Genomic DNA, 19,620 nt, shown 5'->3' with positions numbered 1-19,620 from the left:
AATGCATCACGCGATGGATGAGGGTGCCCAGCAGATCGCATCGATGACCTTCGAAGACGCGCTCCGCGCGCTCGAGGACGTCGTCCGCAAGCTCGAGAGCGGGGAAGTCCCGCTCGACAAGTCGATCGAACTCTACGAACGTGGCGAAGCATTGCGCCAGCATTGCCAGGCGCGGCTCGACGCGGCGCAGGCGCGAATCGAGAAGATCGTCGCCGGACCCGATGGTGCACCGAGCCATTCGGTCCCGTTCGACGCCGATGGCTGACCTCGCCAGCGCCGACCGCATGTTGCTGGCCGACGCCCTGCAGCGCGTCCAGCGCGAGGTGGACGAGGCATTCGATCAGTTCCTGCCGGTTCCCGACGACACCCGCGCGCCGCTGATCGAGGCGATGCGCTATGCCGCGATCGGCGGCGGCAAGCGGGTGCGCCCGCTGCTCACCGCCGCCACCGCGGGAATGTTCGGCGTCGTGCGCGACGCGGCGATCCGCACGGGCTGTGCGGTCGAGGCGATCCACGTCTATTCGCTGGTCCACGACGACCTGCCGTGCATGGACGACGACGACCTTCGCCACGGCAAGCCCACGCTGCACAAGGCCTTCGACGAGGCGACCGCGGTGCTCGCGGGCGATTCGCTGCACGCGCTGGCGTTCGAGATCCTCTCGATGCCCGAAACCAGCGGCGATCCCTTCGTGCGCGCCGAACTCGTCGCCGCGCTGGCGGGAGCGAGCGGCTGGGGCGGAATGGCGGGCGGCCAGATGATGGACATCGCCGCCGAAAGCGGCGCGAAGCACGATCTCCACACGATCACCCGGCTCCAGCAGCTCAAGACCGGCGCGCTGCTTGGCGCGGCAGTCGAAATGGGGGCGATCCTCGGCCGGGTACCCGACGAGGGCCGCGGGCACCTGCGCGCCTATGCGCGCGACATCGGCCTCGCCTTCCAGATCGCCGACGACCTGCTCGATGCCGAAGGTGACGAGGAACTCGCGGGCAAGGCGCTGCGCAAGGACGAGGAGGCCGGCAAGGCGACGTTCGTCAGCCTGATGGGCACCGAAGGCGCGCGGACCCAGGCGCGCGCGCTGGTCGACCAGGCCATCGGACACCTGTCCGCCTACGGCCGGGAGGCCGACTTGCTGCGCGCGCTCGCACGCTACATCGTGGAAAGGGATCACTGATGGCCGGGACACGCATCGGCATCTATCCGGGCACTTTCGACCCGATCACGCTCGGCCACATGGACATCATCGAGCGCGGATCCCGCCTGGTCGACCGGCTGATCATCGGCGTCACCACCAACATGGCAAAGACCCCGATGTTCTCGGACGAGGAGCGGATCGCGATCGTCAAGCGCGAGGTCGCGGGGATCGGCGACAACGTCGAGGTCATCGGGTTCAACTCGCTGCTGGTCGATTTCGCCGCCGAGATGGGAGCCGCGACGATCATTCGCGGCATCCGCGGGGTGACCGACTTCGAGTACGAGTACCAGCTCACGGGGATGAACCGCATCCTCAACGAAGGGGTCGATACGATATTCCTCATGGCCGACGTGAGCCTGCAGCCGATCGCGAGCCGGCTGGTCAAGGAGATCGCCCTTTACGGCGGAGACATATCCAAGTTCGTCACGCCGGCCGTGCGCGCCGACGTGCTCGACCGGGTGGGCCCCGTCCGCCGCTAACCATTCATTGTATCGACAGACCGTGGCCGCTAGAGGCGCGGACCAGATGACCAGGATCGACGGGACGCCCATCACGATGTTTACCCGACTGCTTGCCGCCGGCGCGCTCGCCGCCCTTGCGCTGACGCCCGTCGCGGCGAAGGACGCGCCTGCCGCGCCTCCGGCCGAGGCGCCGCGGACCTATGCCCCGGTTGACTTCGACAAGAGCCACGATCCCGAGAACATCCTGCTGCTCGACCTTTCGAACGGTCAGCGCGTGGCCATCCGCCTGATGCCCGACTGGGCGCCCAACCACGTCGAACGGATCAAGACGCTGACCCGCGCGGGCTTTTACGACGGCGTGATCTTCCACCGCGTGATCGAGGGGTTCATGGCGCAGTCCGGCGACCCGACCGGCACCGGGCGCGGCGGATCCGAGCTGCCCGACCTCAAGGCCGAGTTCAACCCGATGCCGCACCTGCGTGGCACGATCTCGATGGCGCACGCTGCGAGCGACGATTCGGCCAACAGCCAGTTCTTCATCATGTTCTACCCACGCTTCAGCCTCGACCGGAAATACACCAATTTCGGAAGGGTGATCGATGGCATGGACGCGGTTGATGCGATCGCGCGGGGCGAGCCGCCGGCAAGCCCGACGGTGATCGTCCAGGCCTCGATCGCTGCGGACGGGAAGCCGCAGAAGTTCGCCGCTCCGTCTGCTGCGTCGGCTGAGATCACGGCCGACATGCTCAGCGCGCCGCCTTCGAACTAGCCTCCCGCGCGTCCCGATACTCTGCTAGCGCGCCGCCGATGCGCGTCGATCTTTTCGATTTCGAGCTTCCGACCGAGCTGATCGCCCTGCGGCCCGCGAGCCCGCGGGACGCGGCGCGAATGCTCGTGCTGCGCGGGGCGGGAGAGACGCTCGACAGCCATGTGCGCGATCTGCCCGAGATGCTCGAGGCGGGCGATGTGCTGGTGTTCAACGACACCCGCGTGATCCCTGCCCAACTCGAGGGGCGGCGCGGCGAAGCGCGGATCGGCGCCACGCTGCACAAGCGGATCGACCTGAGGCGCTGGCAGGCTTTCGTGCGCAACGCCAAGCGCCTGCGGGAAGGCGACCCGATCGACTTCGGATCGGGCGTATCGGCCATTGCCGAAGCGCGCCTGCCGGACGGCTCCTGGACGCTGTCGTTTGCCGGCGAGGAACCGGTCGAGGTTCTCCTCGAGCGCGCAGGCCAGATGCCGTTGCCGCCCTACATCGCCGGCAAGCGCCCGACCGACGAACGCGATCGCAGCGACTACCAGACGATGTTTGCGGCGCGCGACGGTGCGGTCGCAGCGCCAACCGCCGCGCTTCATTTCACGCCCGACCTGATCGACCGGATCGAGGCGCGCGGCATCCGGACCGAGACGCTCACGCTTCACGTCGGGGCAGGGACCTTTCTCCCCGTCAAGGCCGAGGATACCGATGACCACGCGATGCACGCCGAGTGGGGCCGGATCGACGCCGCCACCGCCGAACGGCTCAATGCCGCGCGGGCAGCGGGCAAGCGCGTGATCGCGGTCGGTACGACCTCGCTGCGCCTGCTCGAAAGCGCGGCGGACGAAGCCGGTACGATCCACCCGTTCGAAGGCGACACCGCGATCTTCATAACCCCGGGCCACCGGTTCCGCGCGATCGACGGGCTGATGACCAATTTCCACTTGCCGAAGTCGACGCTGTTCATGCTGGTGAGCGCGCTGATGGGCCGCGAACGGATGCAGTCCGCCTATGCCCACGCGGTCGCCGAGGGTTACCGCTTCTACAGCTACGGGGATTCCTCGCTCCTGCTGCCGTAAAAGGTTGCATTCCGCGCACCGGTCTCCGATCTCACGGGCAGTGAGCGAGCCGATTCTCCGCATCGAAGGTCTGACCAAGGTCTATCCGGGCGGCCTCAAGGCGCTCGACGGGGTCGACCTGGAAATCCGCAAGGGCGAGATCTTCGCGCTGCTTGGCCCCAACGGAGCCGGCAAGACCACGCTGATCGGCGCGGTCTGCGGCATCGTCAGGGTGACAGGAGGTTCGATCCACGCATTCGGACAGGACATGGCGCATCACTGGCGCTCGGCGCGCCGCCGCATCGGCCTGGTCCCGCAGGAAATGGGCTTCGATATGTTCGAGACGGTCGAGCGCGGGGTCGCCTATTCGCGCGGCCTGTTCGGGCTCGGCCCCGACCCGGCGCGGATCGAGGAAGTGCTGCGCTCGCTCAGCCTGTGGGACAAGCGCAAGGAACAGATCCGCGCGCTGTCGGGCGGGATGAAGCGTCGGGTGCTCATCGCCAAGGCTCTCGCGCACGATCCCGAACTGCTGTTCCTCGACGAGCCGACCGCCGGGGTCGACGTCGAGCTGCGGCGCGACATGTGGCGGCAGATCGACCGTCTGCGCGACCAGGGCGTGACCGTGATCCTGACCACGCACTACATCGAGGAAGCCGAGGAAATGGCCGATCGGGTCGGCGTGATCGACAAGGGCAGATTGCTGCTCGTCGACGACAAGGACGCGATCATGGCACGCATGGGCCGCACCGAGGCGCATTTCCGGCTCGCCGCGCCGCTGTCCGCCGTGCCGGACGCGCTGTGCGCCTATCCGCTCCACCTAGAGGACGGCGGCCGCACGCTGACCTATCGCGGCGGCGACGGGTCGGGGAAAGGAAAGGCAGAAATCGCCGCGGTGGCGCAGGCACTCGCCAAGGCCGACATCGCCTATACCGGGCTCGACCAGAAGGAGAGTTCGCTCGAGGACATCTTCGTAGACCTCGTGGAACAGACGAAGGGGGTGCCGGCATGATCGGTTGGCGCTCGACCTATGCAATCTATCGCAACGAGCTGGCGCGCTTCATGCGCACGGTGTTCGGGTCGCTGGTGTCGCCCGTGCTGACGACGAGTCTTTACTTCATCGTCTTCGGTGCGGCTATCGGCGGGCGGATGGATGCAGTCGGCGGCGTCGATTACGGGGCGTTCATCGTGCCAGGCCTGCTGATGCTGACGCTGCTCAGCGAAAGCACCAGCAACGCCAGCTTCGGGATTTACATGCCGCGCTTCACGGGCGCGATCTACGAGCTGCTCTCGGCGCCCGTCGGTGTGGCCGAAACGCTGCTGGGCTTCGTCGGCGCGGCGGCGACCAAGAGCCTCATTCTCGCGGCGGTCATCCTGCTTACGGCGACCCTGTTCGTCGACTATCACATCGCGCACCCATTCTACGCGTTGATGTTCGTCATTCTCGTCTCGGCGAGCTTCTCGCTGCTCGGCTTCATCCTGGGCATCTGGGCGGAAGGATTCGAGAAGCTGCAGATGGTGCCGATGTTGATCCTGACCCCGCTGACGTTCCTTGGCGGCACGTTCTACTCGATCGACATGCTGTCCGAGCCCTGGCGCACGGTCGTACAGTTCAATCCGATCTTCTACCTCGTCAGCGGCCTGAGGTGGACATTCCTCGGCGAGGCCGACGTCTCGATCGGGACCGCGCTTTCGCTCACGATAGCGTTCCTTGCCCTGTGCATTGCAATAATCGCGTGGATTTTCAGGAGTGGCTGGCGGCTGCGGAGCTGAATCGCTAACGACGCCACCGATGCGCACTGTCCTTCCCCTGTCGTTCGCGCTGCTCGTCACCGGAGCCCCGGCGGCGGCCGGGTTGCCCGAGCCGGTTCGCGCCATGATCGACGCCGCGATCGCGACGGGCGACGTCAGGAAGGTCAATACGGTGGTCGAAATCGCCAAGGCGACAAATCCCGACGAGGCCGCAGCAATCGACGCACTCCAGGCGACTTTTCGGGCCGAGCAGGCGGAACTGGCCGCGAAACGCAAGGAAGAGGAGCAGCGCAAGATCCGCCGCGCGGGGTTGTTCCAGCGGTGGAAGGGCAAGGGCGAACTGGGCGGCTTTCGCTCCACCGGCAACACCGACACGCTCGGACTGACCGGCGCGCTCGCGCTCGACCGCAAGGGCATCGATTGGCGCCACAAGGTCAACGCTCGGGTCGATTACCAGCGTAACGGAACCCGCACCACGCGCGAGAAATATTACGCGGCATACGAGCCACGGTACGACATCCGCGACGGGATGTTCGCCTATGGCCTCGCCCAGTTCGAGCGGGACCGGTTTCAGGGCTTCGATGGACGGTATGCGCTATCCGGAGGGCTGGGCGCGACCATCGTCGATACGAAGGACCTCGACCTGTCGGTAAAGGCGGGCCCGGCGCTGCGCGTCACCGAAAGCACCGACGGCACCAGCGACACGCGCCTCGCCGGTCTGCTCGGCCTCGATTTCGACTGGCGCATCACTGACCGGCTCAAGCTGACCCAGTCGACCAACGCGGTGACGGAAACCGGGGGCACCGCCGTGGCGATCATCGATTCGCGCAGCACCACCCTCAACCTCGTGACGGGAATCGAGGCAAAGGTGAGCGATCACCTCAGCACGCGGTTCTCCTATGCGGTCGATTACGACAGCAATCCGCCCGCGGGGAAGGTCAACACCGACAGCATCTCGCGGTTCAGCTTCGTCTACGGCTTCTGACCCACGCTCCGCGTGCACGTTCACGTTCCGGCGCCAGGGGCGGCGAAGGGGCGCCACCGTGAGCAATGTCGCATTCCGAGCGCGAAAAACGCCCCTGGTCAGGCTGGCGAATGACCGGGCGGAAGGCTAGGCGCACAGCGATGAAACCCCGCTTCCAGTTCTCTATCGCGGCGACCGACGGCAAGGCGCGGACCGGCACCATCGCGATGCGCCGCGGCGAAATCCGCACGCCCGCGTTCATGCCGGTGGGGACCGCCGCGACGGTCAAGGCGATGAAGCCCGAAAGCGTGCGCGCGACCGGGGCCGACATCCTGCTTGGCAACACCTATCACCTGATGCTCCGCCCCGGCGCGGAACGGGTCGCTCGTCTAGGGGGCCTGCACCGGTTCATGAACTGGGATCGGCCGATCCTGACGGACAGCGGCGGCTACCAGGTCATGAGCCTCGCGGCGCTGCGCAAGCTGAGCGAGGAGGGGGTTTCGTTCGCCAGCCATATCGACGGCTCGAAGCATCTGCTCACGCCCGAACGATCGATGGAAATCCAGCGTCTGCTCGGCAGCGACATCGTGATGGCCTTCGACGAGTGCCCGCGCGCCGACCGTCCGCTGGGCGAGATCGAGGCGAGCATGGAACTGTCGATGCGCTGGGCCCGGCGAAGCCGCGACGCCTTCGACGCTGGCGGCGCGCACGCGGCGGCTTCCGCCCTGTTCGGGATCCAGCAGGGCGCGCTCGACGAAGGACTTCGCGCCCGCTCTGCCGAGGCGCTGCGCGCAATCGGGTTCGACGGCTACGCGATCGGCGGCCTGGCGGTGGGGGAGGGGCAGGAAGCGATGTTCGCCACGCTCGATTTCGCGCCTGGACAGCTTCCCGAGGACGCACCGCGCTATCTCATGGGGGTCGGCAAGCCCGACGACCTCGTCGGTGCCGTCTTGCGCGGTGTGGACATGTTCGACTGTGTCCTGCCCACCCGCTCGGGCCGCAACGGGCAGGCGTTCACCTGGGCCGGCCCGGTCAACCTGCGTAACGCGCGCCACGCGGATGACACCGGGCCGCTCGATCCGCGATGCTCGTGCGAGGTCTGCGGCACCTACAGCCGCGCCTACCTGCACCATCTGACGAAAGCCGGCGAAATGCTCGGCGCGATGCTGCTGACCGAGCATAACCTTTCGTTCTACCAGCAGCTCATGGCGGCAATGCGCAAAGCGATCGGAGTAGGCACCCTCGGCCCGTTCGCCGCAGCATTCCTCGAAAGCTATCGAGGCGGGAGCGCATAAGCGCGCGCGATTGGCGGGGGAAGCCGGCGTCCTTCCTTCCCATGAGTTGGCGGACCGGTCATAAGGCACCCCGTGATCGCGTCGTTCGCTCCACCCTCTCCGGCATCTCCCGCCCCGGGCGAGGAGACTGGTTCGCCGGCGTGGAAATGGATCGCTTCGGGCGTAGCCGCGATCGGGATCGTCATTGCCGCGGACGCCTATCTATCGCGCGGTCCGGAACCGGTCGCCGAGCGCCCGTGGCAGCTTCCGCAACCCGTCCTCGGCGCGGCAAGTTATGCCGAGGCGCTCGAGACCGTAAATGCGCAGGTCGCCCGCAAGCAGGCCCTTGCCGCATCGTCTGGCGATGACTGGGTGCGGCAGGAAGAGCTGGCGCTCGCGCTCATCGATCGCTTTCGCCTGACCGGCGACTACGATGATCTTGCCGGCGCCCGCGCCGCGATCGAACGAGGAATGCAGCTAGCCGAACCTCCCGGCGGCCCGGTGCTGGCCGGCGCGGAGATCGCCCTTGCCTCGCACCGGTTGCGCCAGGCCCAGTTGGCGCTCGCGCGATTTGCCGAATGGGTCGCACCCGCACGATCGGAAAGCGCCGAAGCGGCCGCACTGGCCGGGGACATTGCATTCTACCGAGGAGACATGAGCGGAGCGCGCGACCAGTATTCCCGCGCGCAGGCCATCGACCCGACCGGCCTGTCGCTGCGCACCGCCGTTATCGACATGGCTCAGGGGAACTTCGAGGCCGCGATCCACGGAACGCGATCCTGGCTCGAGGAGCGAAAGCGGCCTTCGCCCCATACGGTCGCGACGACGGCCCTGCGGATCGGAGCGATCGAGCTCGCCCGCGGCAACGTGGCCGAAGCGCGCCGCCGGTTCGAAGAAGCCAACCGCGTTTTCCCCGGCTACTGGCTGATCGAAGCCCATGTCGCACAAAGTGCCGCGATCGCCGGTAATCCTGCCGGCGGCATAGACCTGATGCGCAAGGCTGCCGAACGGAGCGGCAGCCCGGAAGCGATGGATGCCCTTGCCATGCTGCTGCGCACTTTCGGGCAACCGGAAGAGAGCCGCGCCTGGGCCCGGCGGGCAGGCGACGCCTGGGATCGCCGGATCGAACTCGCCCCCGAGGCCGCCTACGGCCACGCGGTCGAGCACGAACTGGTGTTCGGCACGCCCGCACGGGCGCTGGCGCTTGCCCGCCGCAACCTGGCCGCCCGCCCGTACGGCGAAGCGCGGGTGCTCATGGCCAGCGCGCTGGTGCAGAACGGGCGGAACGCGGCGGCGCTCGACCAGCTCGACATGGCCGAAGCGGGCGGCTGGCGGAGCGCGCCGCTATACGCGCTGCGCGCCGAAATCCTGGCCCTCGAGGGAAACAGGGCCGCCGCCCAGAAGGCGCGCGCCGCGGCCCTGGCACTCAACCCGCGGATATTCGACCGGGAAACCGCGCTCGTTTGGTTCTCGCACGGATGAACCCGTACCACGGAGCGCGAATCGTCCTTGGTTTTCTCGCGCTGCTGCTTGGCGGGTGGAGCTTGCCGGCCGGCGCACACCTGACCCCCAATTCCGAACTCGTCCTGACGATCGGCGACGATGGGGTATCGGCCGACATCGTGGTGCCGCAGGGCGAATACGCCTATGCCACCGGCAACCCGGTGGGCAGGGATCCCGCGGCGATCGCGATCGCGCGCCGATACCTGTCCGACCACCTGCGCGTGACGTCGTACGACGGCACCGCGTGGTCGATCGCCTTCGAAGAAGTCGAGTTCAAGCAGATCGCGGGGCCGCCCGACCTCCACGCGACCGCCCGGCTTGTGCCGCCCGATGGCAGATCCCCGCGCCGTTTCACGATCCAGTGGTCTGCCCTTTTCGGCGAATTGCCGAGCCACTTCGCATTGGTCGTGCTGGCGGAGAAACCGGATGCGTCAAAAAGCGACGGGCGCACGGTGCTGGGCGCGCTGAGAGCCGGGAATACCGTTCTCGAGGTGCGCCGCGACGACGCGCGCCCCGGGGCAGCGCTGCTCGACGCCGCGCGGTTGGGCGTTCAGCACATCATCGGCGGATACGATCATCTTCTCTTCCTGCTCGCGCTGCTTCTTCCAGCGCCGCTGGCCGCGCGGGCCGGGCGGTGGGCGGCCCCGCGCCGCGCGCGCGACACCGCGTTGCAACTCGTCCGGATCGTCACGGCATTCACAATCGGCCACAGCCTGACGCTGGTCGGAGCGACGCTGGGGGGATGGCGGTTGCCCGCGGCGCCGGTCGAGGTGCTTATCGCGGTTTCGGTGCTGGTTACGGCGATCCACGCGATCCGCCCGCTGATGCCGAACCGCGAGCATTACGTGGCCTTGGCTTTCGGACTGGTTCACGGTCTCGCCTTCGCGACCTTGCTGGGAAATGCCGGAGCGGGGACCGCCAGCACGGCGGCGAACCTTCTCGGCTTCAATCTCGGGATCGAGGTCGTCCAACTGGCGATCGTGGCCGCGGTGGTCCCCCCGCTCGTTATCGTCGCGCACGCGCGCTGGTTCGGGTTCCTGCGAATTGCGCTGGGCGGACTGACTCTCGCCGTATCGCTGGCCTGGATTGCCAACCGCGCGCTTGGCGTGGGGACCGGCGTGGTTGAGGAGATCGACGCGGTCGCCTCGCATGGCCTATGGGCACTTGCCGGGTTCTATGCGCTCGCCGGTTACCAGATCGCAACGCGCGCCGCATGGCGGCCCCAGGCCGGCTGATTAGCCACCCGGACGAAAAAGGGCGGCCCGCCAGGACCGCCCTCTTGAAGTTCGTCGGCGAAGCCGGATCAGCGCGAGTAGAACTCGACCACCAGGTTCGGTTCCATGGTGACCGGGTAGGGCACCTCGTCGAGCGTCGGCACGCGGGTGAAGGTCACCTTGTCGGTGCCGTCGGGGCTGACGTAGTCGGGGATGTCGCGCTCGGGCAGGCTCTGCGCTTCGATGATGAGGGCCATTTCCTTGGCCTTGTCGCCCAGGCTGATCACGTCGCCGGCGGCCACGCGGCGGCTGGCGATGTTGCACTTCACGCCGTTGACGCGAATGTGGCCGTGCGAAACGATCTGGCGCGCGGCGAAGATCGTCGGCGCGAACTTGGCGCGGTAGACGATCATGTCGAGCCGGCGCTCGAGCAGGCCGATCAGGTTCTGGCCGGTGTCACCCTTCATCCGCGCAGCCTCGGCGTAGGTCGCCTTGAACTGCTTCTCGGTCACGTCGCCGTAGTAGCCCTTGAGCTTCTGCTTGGCGCGCAGCTGCAGGCCGAAGTCGCTCGTCTTGCCCTTGCGGCGCTGGCCGTGCTGGCCCGGGCCGTAGGAGCGACGGTTGACGGGGCTGCTGGGGCGACCCCAGATGTTCTCGCCCATCCGGCGGTCGAGTTTATGCTTGGCGCTCTTGCGCTTCGACATGATGTCGTTCCTTCGTTCTGCTGGACCGCGCCATTCGCGGCCATTCAACCCGGCATCGCCCGGTTGGCCCACTTGCCAACCGCGATCGCCGCTTCACCGGGATGCGGGATCAAACGCGAGGCGCGCCGATAGCAGGATCGGCGGGGGAATCAAGCCTCGGGTACTCGACAAATCGAGCCTGCCGGGCCAACGCGCCCCGCATGACCGATACCCTTATCATGCCGGCCGATTGCGAAACCATGGCCGAGGTGCGCGCCGGGGTCGACGCCACCGACCGCGCGTTGATCGAACTGCTCGACCGGCGGTTCGGCTACATGCGCGCCGCGGCGCGGATCAAGCAGGATCGCGCGAGCGTTCGTGACGAAGCGCGCAAGGCCAAGGTGATTTCTGCCGCCGTCGCCGACGCAGCGGCGCGGGGCCTGCCGACGGACGCGATCGGCGAGATCTGGGATCGGCTCGTCGAGGCCTCGATCGCCTACGAATTCGACGAGTGGGACCGTCAGCGGGCCTAGTCCCGGTCCGGTTTGGCAAGGTGGCTGAGCACGCCGCGCAGCGTGCGCACCTCGAGGTGGTTCCAGCCCGGCTTTGTCAGCAGGCTGCGCAGCGTGCGGCGGGTGGAGGCAGCGCGGCTCTCCGGCCGGAAGAATCCCTTGGGCTCCAGCATCGCCTCGAGCTGCGCGATCATGCCGTCGAGATCCTCCTGCGGCGCCGGGGGCAGCAGGTCCTCAGCCGTGGGACTGGCCAGATCCTGTCCCTTCGACCATTCATACGCGACGAGGATCACCGCCTGCGCGAGGTTGAGCGAGCCGAACTGCGGGTTGATCGGCACGGTCAGGATTGCCCGTGCAAGCGCGACGTCGTCGGTCTCGAGACCCGATCGCTCCGGCCCGAACAGGATGGCGCTGCGACCGGTCCGGCCATGGATCTCCGCCGCCGCCGCCTCGGGGGTTACGACCGGCTTGGTAACACCCCGCTTGCGAACCGTCGTCGCATAGACGTGGGCGCAATCGGCTACCGCCTCGCCCACGGTATCGAACACGCGTGCATTCTCGAGCACCACGTCGGCGCCGGACGCCGCCGGGCCGGCGGCGGGGTTGGGCCACCCGTCGCGGGGGGCGACGAGGCGCATATCCTCCAGACCGAAGTTCAACATCGCCCGCGCTGCCTTGCCGATGTTCTCGCCCAGTTGCGGGCGCACCAGCACGATCGCAGGCGGCTCAGCTGCGACCGGCATCACGCACGCTGCTGGCGAATTCCTCGAAATCCTTCGCTTCGCCGAAATCGCGATAGACGCTGGCGAAGCGGATGTAGGCCACGCTGTCGAGGCGCTGTAGCCCTTCCATCACGAGTGCGCCGATGCGGGCTGCCGGTACTTCGCTGTCGCCCGATGTCTCGAGCTGGCGCTGGATCCCGCTGACGAGCTGGTCGATCCGCTCCTGGTCGACGCCGCGCTTGCGGCAGGCGAGGGTGATCGACTGTTCGAGCTTCGCCCGGGCGAAGGGTTCGCGCCGGTCGCCCGACTTGATCACCGAAACCTCGCGCAGCTGCACGCGCTCGAAGGTGGTGAAGCGCGCGCCGCAGCCGTCGCACTGGCGGCGACGGCGGATGGCGGCGCCGTCCTCGGCCGGGCGGCTGTCCTTTACCTGCGAATCCTCATGCGCACAGAAGGGACAGCGCATCTAGCCGCCCGGTCCTACTTCTTGACGCGGTTGTAGAGCGCGATGCCCGCACCGGCTGCCAGGCCGACCGGCCAGGTCAGCACCGGCAACAGCACGCCGGCTAGCGCGCCGATCGCGGCGCCGGTCAGCACCGGCTTGGTCGAGGGATGGTGCATCCCTTCCTTGGCCATGCCGGTCACCTCGGTCTTGACGTCCTCGACCCAGTCCTTGCCGCCGCGGTTGTTGGGATCGTTCTGGTCCATGTCAGCTCCTTCCGGGATAGACGGGAAATGCCTCGCACAGCTCTGCCACGCGGCGGCGGACGCTCTGTTCCACCTGCGCGTCGCCTTCCGCGCCGTTGCGCGAGAGGCCGTCGACGACCTCGGCGATCAGTCCGCCGATCGTGCGGAACTCGTCCGGGCCGAAACCGCGGGTGGTGCCCGCCGGCGAACCCAGGCGGATCCCGCTCGTCACGAACGGGCTGCGGGTGTCGTAGGGAATGCCGTTCTTGTTGCAGGTGAGGTACGCGCGGTCGAGCCCGTGCTCGGCCGCCTTGCCAGTCACGTCCTTGGGCGTGAGGTCGACCAGCATCGAATGGTTGTCGGTACCGCCCGACACGACGCGCAGGCCGCCCGCCTCGACGCCCTCGGCAAGCGCGCGCGCATTCTCGACGATGCGGCGGGCGTAGTCCTTGAAGTCGGGCCGCAGCGCCTCGCCGAAGGCGACCGCCTTGGCCGCCACGACGTGCATCAGCGGACCGCCCTGGAGGCCGGGGAAGACCGCCATGTTGAGCGGCTTGGTCAGCGCCTCGTCGTTCCACAGGATCACGCCCGAGCGCGGCCCGCGCAGCGACTTGTGCGTCGTCGTGGTGACGACGTGCGCGTGCGGCATCGGGGAGGGATGGGCGCCGCCCGCGACAAGGCCCGCGATGTGGCTCATGTCGACCATCAGGTAGGCGCCGACCTCGTCCGCGATCCGGCGAAAGGCTTCCCAGTCCCACACGCGCGAATAGGCGGTGCCGCCCGCGATGATCAGCTTCGGCCTGTGCTCGCGCGCGGTCGCGGCGACCGCGTCCATGTCGATCAGCTCGTCATCCTTGCGCACGCCGTAGCTGACCGGGTTGAACCATTTGCCGCTCATGTTGACCGGCGATCCGTGGGTGAGGTGCCCGCCCGAGTTGAGGTCGAGGCCCATGAAGGTGTCGCCCGGCTGCAGCAGCGCGAGGAACACGGCCTGGTTCATCTGGCTGCCGCTGTTGGGCTGGACGTTGGCGAATTCGCACCCGAAAAGCTGCTTCGCGCGCTCGATCGCGAGGTTCTCGACGACGTCGGCGTATTCGCACCCGCCGTAGTACCGCTTGCCGGGATAGCCCTCGGCATACTTGTTGGTGAAGACGCTGCCGGTCGCTTCCAGCACCGCCTTCGAGGTGATGTTCTCGCTCGCGATCAACTCGATGCGGTTGCGCTGGCGGTCGAGCTCGTGGCGGATCGCCTCGGCCACCGCGGGATCGGCAGTCTCGAGGTCGTCGCACCAGAAGCGCGTCAGCGGGTCCGAAGTGCCAGCGTTGCGGGCGAGGGTGGCGGCCCCAAGCTCGGAAATAGTCATGCCGTCTCCCTGGAGGGCGGGTTGGAAAGCTTGTCGACGCGGCGCTGGTGGCGCCCGCCGGCGAAATCGGTGTCGAGGAACGCGGTCACGCAAGCCTTCGCCATGTCGATGCCCGTCAGGCGCGCGCCCATCGCCATGACGTTCGCGTTGTTGTGCTCGCGCGCAAGAGCGGCGGACAGCGGCTCCGACACGAGCGCGCAGCGAACGCCGGGATTGCGATTGACCGAGATCGAGATGCCGATGCCCGATCCGCACAACGCGATACCGCGTTCGGCGGTGCCCTCGGCAACGACTTCGGCCAGCTTGTAGCCGTAATCGGGGTAATCGACGCTGTCGTGGCTGTCGGGCCCAAGGTCGGCGACTTCGTGGCCGGCATCGATCAGCCACTCGCGCAGGGCGGTCTTGAGGTCGACGGCGGCGTGATCGGAGGCGATGGCGATACGCATGGGGGCCACATAGGGACGGAGGCCGATTCGCGCGACCCCGCGGGTCAATCTTTTTAAAGGCGCTCGGCCCGGATCATCGGTCACCCGCTCGCGTAACCACCGGGTCTCCCTGGCCGACGAGGACACGGGTGAGGTCCTGCGCGATGAGCAAGGGACCGTGGTAGGATGTTCGCACACCTTCCGCGATATCGGTCTCGTCCACCGCGCCGTGCATTCCGATGTGACTGACCGCCGCCAGTTTCGGCGCGGCGCTTGCGAATATCCGTCCGACGTCCTGGGGCGACGTGTGATGCGCCAGGATCCTGGAAAAGCGCGGCGTGGCCGCGATCATTTCGTCTGCCACAGCCGTTTCGTGAACGAGAAGATCGACGCCTTTCGCCCGATCGGCGATCGAGGGATCGTAGCGGGTATCTCCCGACAGCACGACGGAGCGCCCACGAAAATCAATGCGGTATCCAACTGCGGGCCGGATGTCCTCGCCGTGATCGACGCGGAACATGGTAACCCGCAGCCCATCCTCGTCGAAGACGACGCCTTCGTCCATTTCCACGACCCGAATCTGCATCCGAGCCTCGGGCGACCGTTCGTCCTTGCGGCGGATGGCAAGATCGGCCGCGAAGGCCTGGCGCAGGCCGTCGGCGAGCGCCCCGGTTCCGGGCGGGCCAAACAGGCGAAGCGGGGAATTGCTACCCGGCCGACCGGCGTCGAGAATGATCCGAGACAGGAAAAGATCCGGCAACCCCACCACGTGGTCGGAATGAAAGTGGGTCAGGAAAACCGCGTCGACGTCGATCGGCGCGAGGCCGGCCTGCCTGAGCCGTATGGTCGCACCGCGGCCGACGTCGAACAGGAGCCTTCGGTCCCCTGCCTCGACGAGGGTGGCTGCGCCGTACCGGGCAGGATCGAGCGAAGGCGTGCCTGTTCCGAGAAAGGTCACCGCAACCGCATCCTGCCGGTCTCCCTCGCTTGCAGGAAGCGAGGACGGAATCACGAGAATCGATGCAAGCAATGCGGCGAGGCAGGATCGCACAGCGGGATTGCTCCTGCCGTCCTGCCCGCCGTCGCGCGCCACCGCGGGCTACTGATCCAGGAAGGAGCGCATCTTGCGTGACCGGCTCGGGTGCTTGAGCTTCCTCAGCGCCTTGGCTTCGATCTGGCGGATGCGCTCGCGAGTCACCGAGAACTGCTGGCCGACTTCCTCGAGCGTGTGGTCGGTGTTCATGCCGATGCCGAAACGCATCCGCAGGACGCGCTCCTCGCGCGGGGTAAGGCTCGCGAGGACGCGAGTGACCGTTTCCTTGAGGTTCGACTGGATCGCGGCATCGACCGGGATCACCGCGTTCTTGTCCTCGATGAAATCGCCGAGGTGCGAATCCTCCTCGTCGCCGATCGGCGTTTCGAGAGAGATCGGCTCCTTGGCGATCTTCATCACCTTGCGGACCTTCTCGAGCGGCATAGACAGGCGCTCGGCCATTTCCTCGGGCGTGGGCTCGCGGCCCTGCTCGTGGAGGAACTGGCGGCTGGTGCGCACCAGCTTGTTGATCGTCTCGATCATGTGGACCGGGATGCGGATCGTGCGCGCCTGGTCGGCGATCGAGCGGGTGATCGCCTGCCGGATCCACCACGTGGCATACGTGCTGAACTTGTAGCCACGGCGGTATTCGAACTTGTCGACCGCCTTCATCAGGCCGATGTTCCCTTCCTGGATGAGATCCAGGAACTGCAGGCCGCGGTTGGTGTACTTCTTGGCGATCGAGATCACCAAGCGCAGGTTCGCCTCGACCATTTCCTTCTTGGCGATGCGCGCCTCGCGCTCGCCCTTCTGGACCATGTTCACGATCCGGCGGAACTCGGGCAGCGACATGCCGGTGGCGCTGGCGATGTCGGCGATCTCGGCGCGGATGCGCTCGACCGCGTCGGCCTCCTTCTCGGCGAAGGCGGCCCACTTCTTGTCCTTCTTGGCGTTCTCGGCCAGCCAGCTGTCGTCGAGCTCGTTGCCGATGTAGACGTTGAGGAAGTCCGCGCGCTTCACCTTGTGGCGCTCGGCAAGGCGCAGCATCTGGCCGCCCAGCGCGGTCAGTCTGCGATTGAACGCGTAGAGGTTGTCGACCAGGAATTCGATCTTGGTCGCGTGGAACTGAACGCTTTCGACCTCTGCCGTCAGCTGCTCGCGCAGTTCCTCGTATTTCCTCTCCTTTGCCTTCGGGAACTCCTCGCCCCGGCCAAGAACCTCGACGCGCTCGGCCTGGAGCTTCTCGAACTTCTTGAACAGGTCGGTGATGCGCGCAAAGGTCTCGAGCGCTTCGGGCTTCAGCGCCGCTTCCATCTGGGCAAGGGAGAGGGTGTTGTCCTCCTCCTCTTCCTCTTCGCGGCGGCGCGAGGTGCCTTCGCCGTCCTCGTCCTCGTCGTCGGAGGATTCCTCCTCCTCTTCCTCGTCTTCGTCTTCCTTGTAGGTGGGACCGGCGGTTTCCTCGGAAATCTCGCCGTCGTCGTCGTCCTCGGCGTCGTCGGTCATCTTGTCGACCGGCGGCTCCTTGGAAAGCATGGCGTCGAGATCGAGGATCTCGCGCAGCTGCATTTCCTCGTTGTTGAGGGCTTCGGACCACAGGATGATCGCGTGGAAGGTGATCGGGCTTTCGCACAGGCCCATGATCATCATGTCACGACCGGCCTCGATCCGCTTGGCGATGGCGATTTCGCCCTCGCGGCTGAGCAGTTCCACCGCGCCCATTTCGCGCAGGTACATCCGCACCGGGTCATCGGTGCGTTCGACCGTTTCCTTCTTCTTGGTCGCGGCGGCGGGCTTGGCGGGCTTGTTGGAGGCGCCTTCGTCGTCCCCGTCTTCGTCCGAGCCGATCTCGTCGACCTCGTCCTCGGAACTGTCCTCGTCCTCGGCGTCCTCGTCCTTCTCGACGATGTTGACGCCCATCTCGCTGATCGCGGACATGACGTCCTCGATCTGCTCGGACGAAAGCTCGTCCTGCGGCAGCGCTTCGTTGAGTTCGTCCACGGTGACGTAACCCCGGCGCTTGGCCTTGGTGATGAGCTTCTTGATCGTCGCTTCGTTGAGGTCGATGAGCGGTGCATCGTCCTTGGAGTCGGTGTCTTCCTGGGTCGCCATCTCGTCTCGTGTCATTCGCTGTCCTCGTCCGTGGCGCCGGACGGTGCCGACGGAGAGTCTGAATCCGGATGGGCTGCGCTTGCGGCCCTGCGGGTCGCCATTAGCCCCAATCGTTTCTCGAATGCCAGCTTTCGTTTGAGCAGGCGCTGCTGCTCGGCGAAAGCGGCCTCGGGATCGGTCTCGAAGCGCGCGGTGGCAGCCGCAAGCGCGGCATCCAGCGCGGGCCGTTCGACCAGCAACGAAACGGCTTCGGCCAGGTCCTCGCGCGCAGCCCGCGGATCGGCGCCTTCATCGAGGAAGGCAAAGCGACTGTTGTCCGGCGGCGGGGCGAAACCCTGTGGGGCGGATATGGCCCCCTTTTCATCGGGTTCAAGCATCTCGGCCGCCTCGATCAACGATTCGATTGCGGGGCCGGCGCGCCCGTCGTGCGCGGCAAACCGCCCCAGGGGCTCGGCATGGACGAGAATCTGGTCGGGAAAGCGCAGCAGCCCGGCGACGACCGCGCTCGCCAGTGCATCGCGGTTGGCGCCGCTGGCGGCCTTGCGCAAACGCCCCGCGGATTCCGGCGACAGCGGGGGCGATGCCGGCCTCGCGAACCCGCTGCGCCATTCGCGGCGTTCGCGCGGAGGGCGCGGCGGATAGGCGAAGGCGGAGAACTTCTCGAGCAGTTCGCGGCGGTAGAGCGATCGGATGTCAGGATGCTGGATCGCCTCGCAGTGGTCGATCAGCCGCGCCTTAAGGCCGGCCTTGTCTTCCGGCGTGCGCAGTGGCGAGGCCGCCTTCTCGAACGCCCACAGCGTGTCGATCAGGCTGCCGGGATCGGCGAGGAGCGCCGCCATCGCCGGCGCGCCCTGCTGCTTGAGCAGGTCGTCGGGATCGAGCCCTGCGGGAAGCCGGACGATCGACAGCGTCTTGCCCGGCGCGAGCATCGGCAGCGCGCGGCCGATCGCGCGCATCGCTGCGCGCTGGCCGGCACTGTCGCCGTCGAAGCACAGGATCGGCGCATCGACGAGGCGCCAGAGCATCTCGAGCTGGCGTTCGGTGAGTGCGGTGCCCATCGGGGCGACCGCGTCCTCGAACCCGGCGGCCGCCATCGCGACGACGTCCATCTGACCCTCGACCACGACCATCCGGCCCGTCTTGCGCGAGGCCGGGCCGGCGCGGTGCAGGTTGAACAGCGTCCGCCCCTTGTCGAACAGCGGGGTGTCGGGCGAGTTGATGTACTTCGGCGCGTCCTTCTTGTCCGCGTCGAGGATACGCGCCGCAAACCCGATGACCTGGCCCCGCGCGTCGTGGATCGGCATGGTCAGCCGGTCGCGGAACCGGTCGTAGGGCGGCTTGTCGTCGACCGCGATCCGCAGGCCCGCCTCGACCAGCATCGCCTCGTCGAACTGCTTGAGCGCCGCCTTCAATGCCTGCCGGTCGCCCGGGGCGTAGCCGAAACCGAACCGCTCGCGGGTATGCGCGTCGAACCCGCGCGATTCGAGGTATGCGCGGGCCTTGGCGGCCGCCGGCGTGTCGAGGCTGGCGCGGTAGAAGTCCTGCGCCGCCTGGGTCACGTCGTGCAGCCCGGCGCGCTGCTCGGCGGCCTGGGCAGCGCGCGGGTCGGGGGCGGGGACCTCCATCCCGGCCTCGGCCGCAAGTTCCTTCACCGCGTCCATGAAGGCGAGGCCGCGCTGGTCGGTCATCCAGCGGATCACGTCCCCGTGCGCGCCGCAGCCGAAGCAGTGGTAGAAGCCCTTCTCGTCGCTGACGGTGAAGCTCGGCGTCTTCTCGTCATGGAACGGGCAGCACGCCTTCCACTCCCGCCCGGCACGGGTGAGCTTGGTGGTGCGCATCACCACGCTCGACAGCGTCACCCGCGCGCGCAGTTCGTCGAGCCATTGCGGGGAAAGCGCCATGCGCCCTCAATG

The 19,620-nt window shown here is 67.3% G+C and carries 21 protein-coding genes; 12 read left to right on the top strand and 9 right to left on the bottom strand.

Annotated elements, in window-relative coordinates; all coding sequences use genetic code 11:
• The first annotated feature begins 13 nt into the window (after positions 1-13).
• The 11 genes from N0B51_RS03600 to N0B51_RS03550 all read left to right on the top strand — a co-directional run bounded on the left by N0B51_RS03600 (position 14) and on the right by N0B51_RS03550 (position 10,194).
• Entirely contained in the window at positions 14-265 is a 252-nt protein-coding gene (locus tag N0B51_RS03600; RefSeq protein ID WP_259960857.1) for an exodeoxyribonuclease VII small subunit, read from the top strand.
• Positions 258-1,172, top strand: a complete 915-nt coding sequence (locus N0B51_RS03595) for a polyprenyl synthetase family protein (RefSeq protein ID WP_259960856.1) — start codon at positions 258-260, stop codon at positions 1,170-1,172. The genes N0B51_RS03600 and N0B51_RS03595 overlap by 8 nt, the downstream gene beginning before the upstream one ends.
• Positions 1,172-1,672 carry a pantetheine-phosphate adenylyltransferase gene (coaD, locus tag N0B51_RS03590; protein ID WP_259960855.1) on the top strand — a complete coding sequence of 167 codons (501 nt, stop codon included), beginning with the start codon at positions 1,172-1,174 and terminating at the stop codon, positions 1,670-1,672. Before N0B51_RS03595 ends, coaD begins: the two co-directional genes overlap by 1 nt.
• Before the next feature lie 76 nt (positions 1,673-1,748).
• A complete protein-coding gene (locus tag N0B51_RS03585) occupies positions 1,749-2,423 on the top strand; it encodes a peptidylprolyl isomerase (protein ID WP_259961457.1) in 675 nt (224 codons plus the stop codon).
• Between the two features lie 38 nt (positions 2,424-2,461).
• Positions 2,462-3,490, top strand: coding sequence for a tRNA preQ1(34) S-adenosylmethionine ribosyltransferase-isomerase QueA (queA, locus tag N0B51_RS03580; RefSeq protein WP_259960853.1), 1,029 nt, complete (start codon positions 2,462-2,464; stop codon positions 3,488-3,490).
• Positions 3,491-3,530: 40 nt separating this feature from the next.
• Positions 3,531-4,478, top strand: a complete 948-nt coding sequence (locus tag N0B51_RS03575) for an ABC transporter ATP-binding protein (protein ID WP_259960852.1) — start codon at positions 3,531-3,533, stop codon at positions 4,476-4,478.
• Entirely contained in the window at positions 4,475-5,239 is a 765-nt protein-coding gene (locus tag N0B51_RS03570; RefSeq protein WP_259960851.1) for an ABC transporter permease, read from the top strand. Before N0B51_RS03575 ends, N0B51_RS03570 begins: the two co-directional genes overlap by 4 nt.
• 19 nt (positions 5,240-5,258) lie before the next feature.
• A complete protein-coding gene (locus tag N0B51_RS03565) occupies positions 5,259-6,203 on the top strand; it encodes a DUF481 domain-containing protein (RefSeq protein ID WP_259960850.1) in 945 nt (314 codons plus the stop codon).
• A 140-nt stretch (positions 6,204-6,343) separates the two neighbouring features.
• On the top strand, positions 6,344-7,477 hold the full coding sequence (tgt, locus tag N0B51_RS03560) for a tRNA guanosine(34) transglycosylase Tgt (RefSeq protein ID WP_259960849.1): 1,134 nt from the start codon (positions 6,344-6,346) through the stop codon (positions 7,475-7,477).
• A 72-nt stretch (positions 7,478-7,549) separates the two neighbouring features.
• Entirely contained in the window at positions 7,550-8,938 is a 1,389-nt protein-coding gene (locus N0B51_RS03555) for a tetratricopeptide repeat protein (protein WP_259960848.1), read from the top strand.
• Positions 8,935-10,194, top strand: coding sequence for a HupE/UreJ family protein (locus tag N0B51_RS03550; RefSeq protein ID WP_259960847.1), 1,260 nt, complete (start codon positions 8,935-8,937; stop codon positions 10,192-10,194). The genes N0B51_RS03555 and N0B51_RS03550 overlap by 4 nt, the downstream gene beginning before the upstream one ends.
• Positions 10,195-10,262: 68 nt before the next feature.
• Here N0B51_RS03550 and rpsD read toward each other — a convergent pair whose 3' ends face one another.
• Positions 10,263-10,877, bottom strand: a complete 615-nt coding sequence (gene rpsD / locus N0B51_RS03545; protein WP_259960846.1) for a 30S ribosomal protein S4 — start codon at positions 10,875-10,877, stop codon at positions 10,263-10,265.
• A gap of 200 nt (positions 10,878-11,077) precedes the next feature.
• On the opposite strand from rpsD, the gene N0B51_RS03540 reads away from it, so the two are divergent.
• On the top strand, positions 11,078-11,389 hold the full coding sequence (locus N0B51_RS03540) for a chorismate mutase (RefSeq protein WP_259960845.1): 312 nt from the start codon (positions 11,078-11,080) through the stop codon (positions 11,387-11,389).
• Here N0B51_RS03540 and N0B51_RS03535 read toward each other — a convergent pair.
• From N0B51_RS03535 to dnaG, 8 genes are all read right to left on the bottom strand, one after another.
• Entirely contained in the window at positions 11,386-12,111 is a 726-nt protein-coding gene (locus tag N0B51_RS03535) for an RNA methyltransferase (RefSeq protein WP_259960844.1), read from the bottom strand. The two genes, N0B51_RS03540 and N0B51_RS03535, sit on opposite strands and share 4 nt — an antisense overlap.
• A complete protein-coding gene (gene nrdR / locus N0B51_RS03530) occupies positions 12,095-12,556 on the bottom strand; it encodes a transcriptional regulator NrdR (RefSeq protein WP_259960843.1) in 462 nt (153 codons plus the stop codon). Before nrdR ends, N0B51_RS03535 begins: the two co-directional genes overlap by 17 nt.
• A gap of 14 nt (positions 12,557-12,570) precedes the next feature.
• Positions 12,571-12,798 (bottom strand): hypothetical protein, encoded by a 228-nt coding sequence (locus tag N0B51_RS03525; RefSeq protein ID WP_259960842.1) that lies wholly within the window; start codon positions 12,796-12,798, stop codon positions 12,571-12,573.
• A gap of 1 nt (position 12,799) precedes the next feature.
• Positions 12,800-14,140, bottom strand: a complete 1,341-nt coding sequence (gene glyA, locus N0B51_RS03520) for a serine hydroxymethyltransferase (protein ID WP_259960841.1) — start codon at positions 14,138-14,140, stop codon at positions 12,800-12,802.
• Positions 14,137-14,586, bottom strand: coding sequence for a ribose 5-phosphate isomerase B (rpiB, locus tag N0B51_RS03515; protein WP_259960840.1), 450 nt, complete (start codon positions 14,584-14,586; stop codon positions 14,137-14,139). The genes glyA and rpiB overlap by 4 nt, the downstream gene beginning before the upstream one ends.
• Before the next feature lie 73 nt (positions 14,587-14,659).
• Positions 14,660-15,523 carry an MBL fold metallo-hydrolase gene (locus N0B51_RS03510; RefSeq protein WP_259960839.1) on the bottom strand — a complete coding sequence of 288 codons (864 nt, stop codon included), beginning with the start codon at positions 15,521-15,523 and terminating at the stop codon, positions 14,660-14,662.
• Positions 15,524-15,664: 141 nt separating this feature from the next.
• A complete protein-coding gene (gene rpoD, locus N0B51_RS03505) occupies positions 15,665-17,722 on the bottom strand; it encodes an RNA polymerase sigma factor RpoD (RefSeq protein WP_375545927.1) in 2,058 nt (685 codons plus the stop codon).
• Positions 17,719-19,608, bottom strand: coding sequence for a DNA primase (gene dnaG / locus N0B51_RS03500; protein WP_259960838.1), 1,890 nt, complete (start codon positions 19,606-19,608; stop codon positions 17,719-17,721). The genes rpoD and dnaG overlap by 4 nt, the downstream gene beginning before the upstream one ends.
• Positions 19,609-19,620: the final 12 nt, after the last annotated feature.

It is taken from the genome of Tsuneonella litorea, from assembly GCF_025154015.1.
Classification (GTDB): Bacteria; Pseudomonadota; Alphaproteobacteria; order Sphingomonadales; family Sphingomonadaceae; genus Tsuneonella; species Tsuneonella litorea.
This window is presented reverse-complemented; position numbering and strand designations above follow the sequence as displayed.

Bases quoted from the DNA above. Each gene is read 5' to 3' on its own strand.
- N0B51_RS03600 (WP_259960857.1), top strand. From the start codon at position 14: ATGGATGAGGGTGCCCAGCAGATCGCATCGATGACCTTCGAAGACGCG.
- N0B51_RS03595 (WP_259960856.1), top strand. From the start codon at position 258: ATGGCTGACCTCGCCAGCGCCGACCGCATGTTGCTGGCCGACGCCCTG.
- coaD (WP_259960855.1), top strand. From the start codon at position 1,172: ATGGCCGGGACACGCATCGGCATCTATCCGGGCACTTTCGACCCGATC.
- N0B51_RS03585 (WP_259961457.1), top strand. From the start codon at position 1,749: ATGTTTACCCGACTGCTTGCCGCCGGCGCGCTCGCCGCCCTTGCGCTG.
- queA (WP_259960853.1), top strand. From the start codon at position 2,462: ATGCGCGTCGATCTTTTCGATTTCGAGCTTCCGACCGAGCTGATCGCC.
- N0B51_RS03570 (WP_259960851.1), top strand. From the start codon at position 4,475: ATGATCGGTTGGCGCTCGACCTATGCAATCTATCGCAACGAGCTGGCG.
- N0B51_RS03565 (WP_259960850.1), top strand. From the start codon at position 5,259: ATGCGCACTGTCCTTCCCCTGTCGTTCGCGCTGCTCGTCACCGGAGCC.
- tgt (WP_259960849.1), top strand. From the start codon at position 6,344: ATGAAACCCCGCTTCCAGTTCTCTATCGCGGCGACCGACGGCAAGGCG.
- N0B51_RS03550 (WP_259960847.1), top strand. From the start codon at position 8,935: ATGAACCCGTACCACGGAGCGCGAATCGTCCTTGGTTTTCTCGCGCTG.
- rpsD (WP_259960846.1), bottom strand. From the start codon at position 10,877: ATGTCGAAGCGCAAGAGCGCCAAGCATAAACTCGACCGCCGGATGGGC.
- N0B51_RS03540 (WP_259960845.1), top strand. From the start codon at position 11,078: ATGACCGATACCCTTATCATGCCGGCCGATTGCGAAACCATGGCCGAG.
- N0B51_RS03535 (WP_259960844.1), bottom strand. From the start codon at position 12,111: ATGCCGGTCGCAGCTGAGCCGCCTGCGATCGTGCTGGTGCGCCCGCAA.
- nrdR (WP_259960843.1), bottom strand. From the start codon at position 12,556: ATGCGCTGTCCCTTCTGTGCGCATGAGGATTCGCAGGTAAAGGACAGC.
- N0B51_RS03525 (WP_259960842.1), bottom strand. From the start codon at position 12,798: ATGGACCAGAACGATCCCAACAACCGCGGCGGCAAGGACTGGGTCGAG.
- glyA (WP_259960841.1), bottom strand. From the start codon at position 14,140: ATGACTATTTCCGAGCTTGGGGCCGCCACCCTCGCCCGCAACGCTGGC.
- rpiB (WP_259960840.1), bottom strand. From the start codon at position 14,586: ATGCGTATCGCCATCGCCTCCGATCACGCCGCCGTCGACCTCAAGACC.
- rpoD (WP_375545927.1), bottom strand. From the start codon at position 17,722: ATGACACGAGACGAGATGGCGACCCAGGAAGACACCGACTCCAAGGAC.
- dnaG (WP_259960838.1), bottom strand. From the start codon at position 19,608: ATGGCGCTTTCCCCGCAATGGCTCGACGAACTGCGCGCGCGGGTGACG.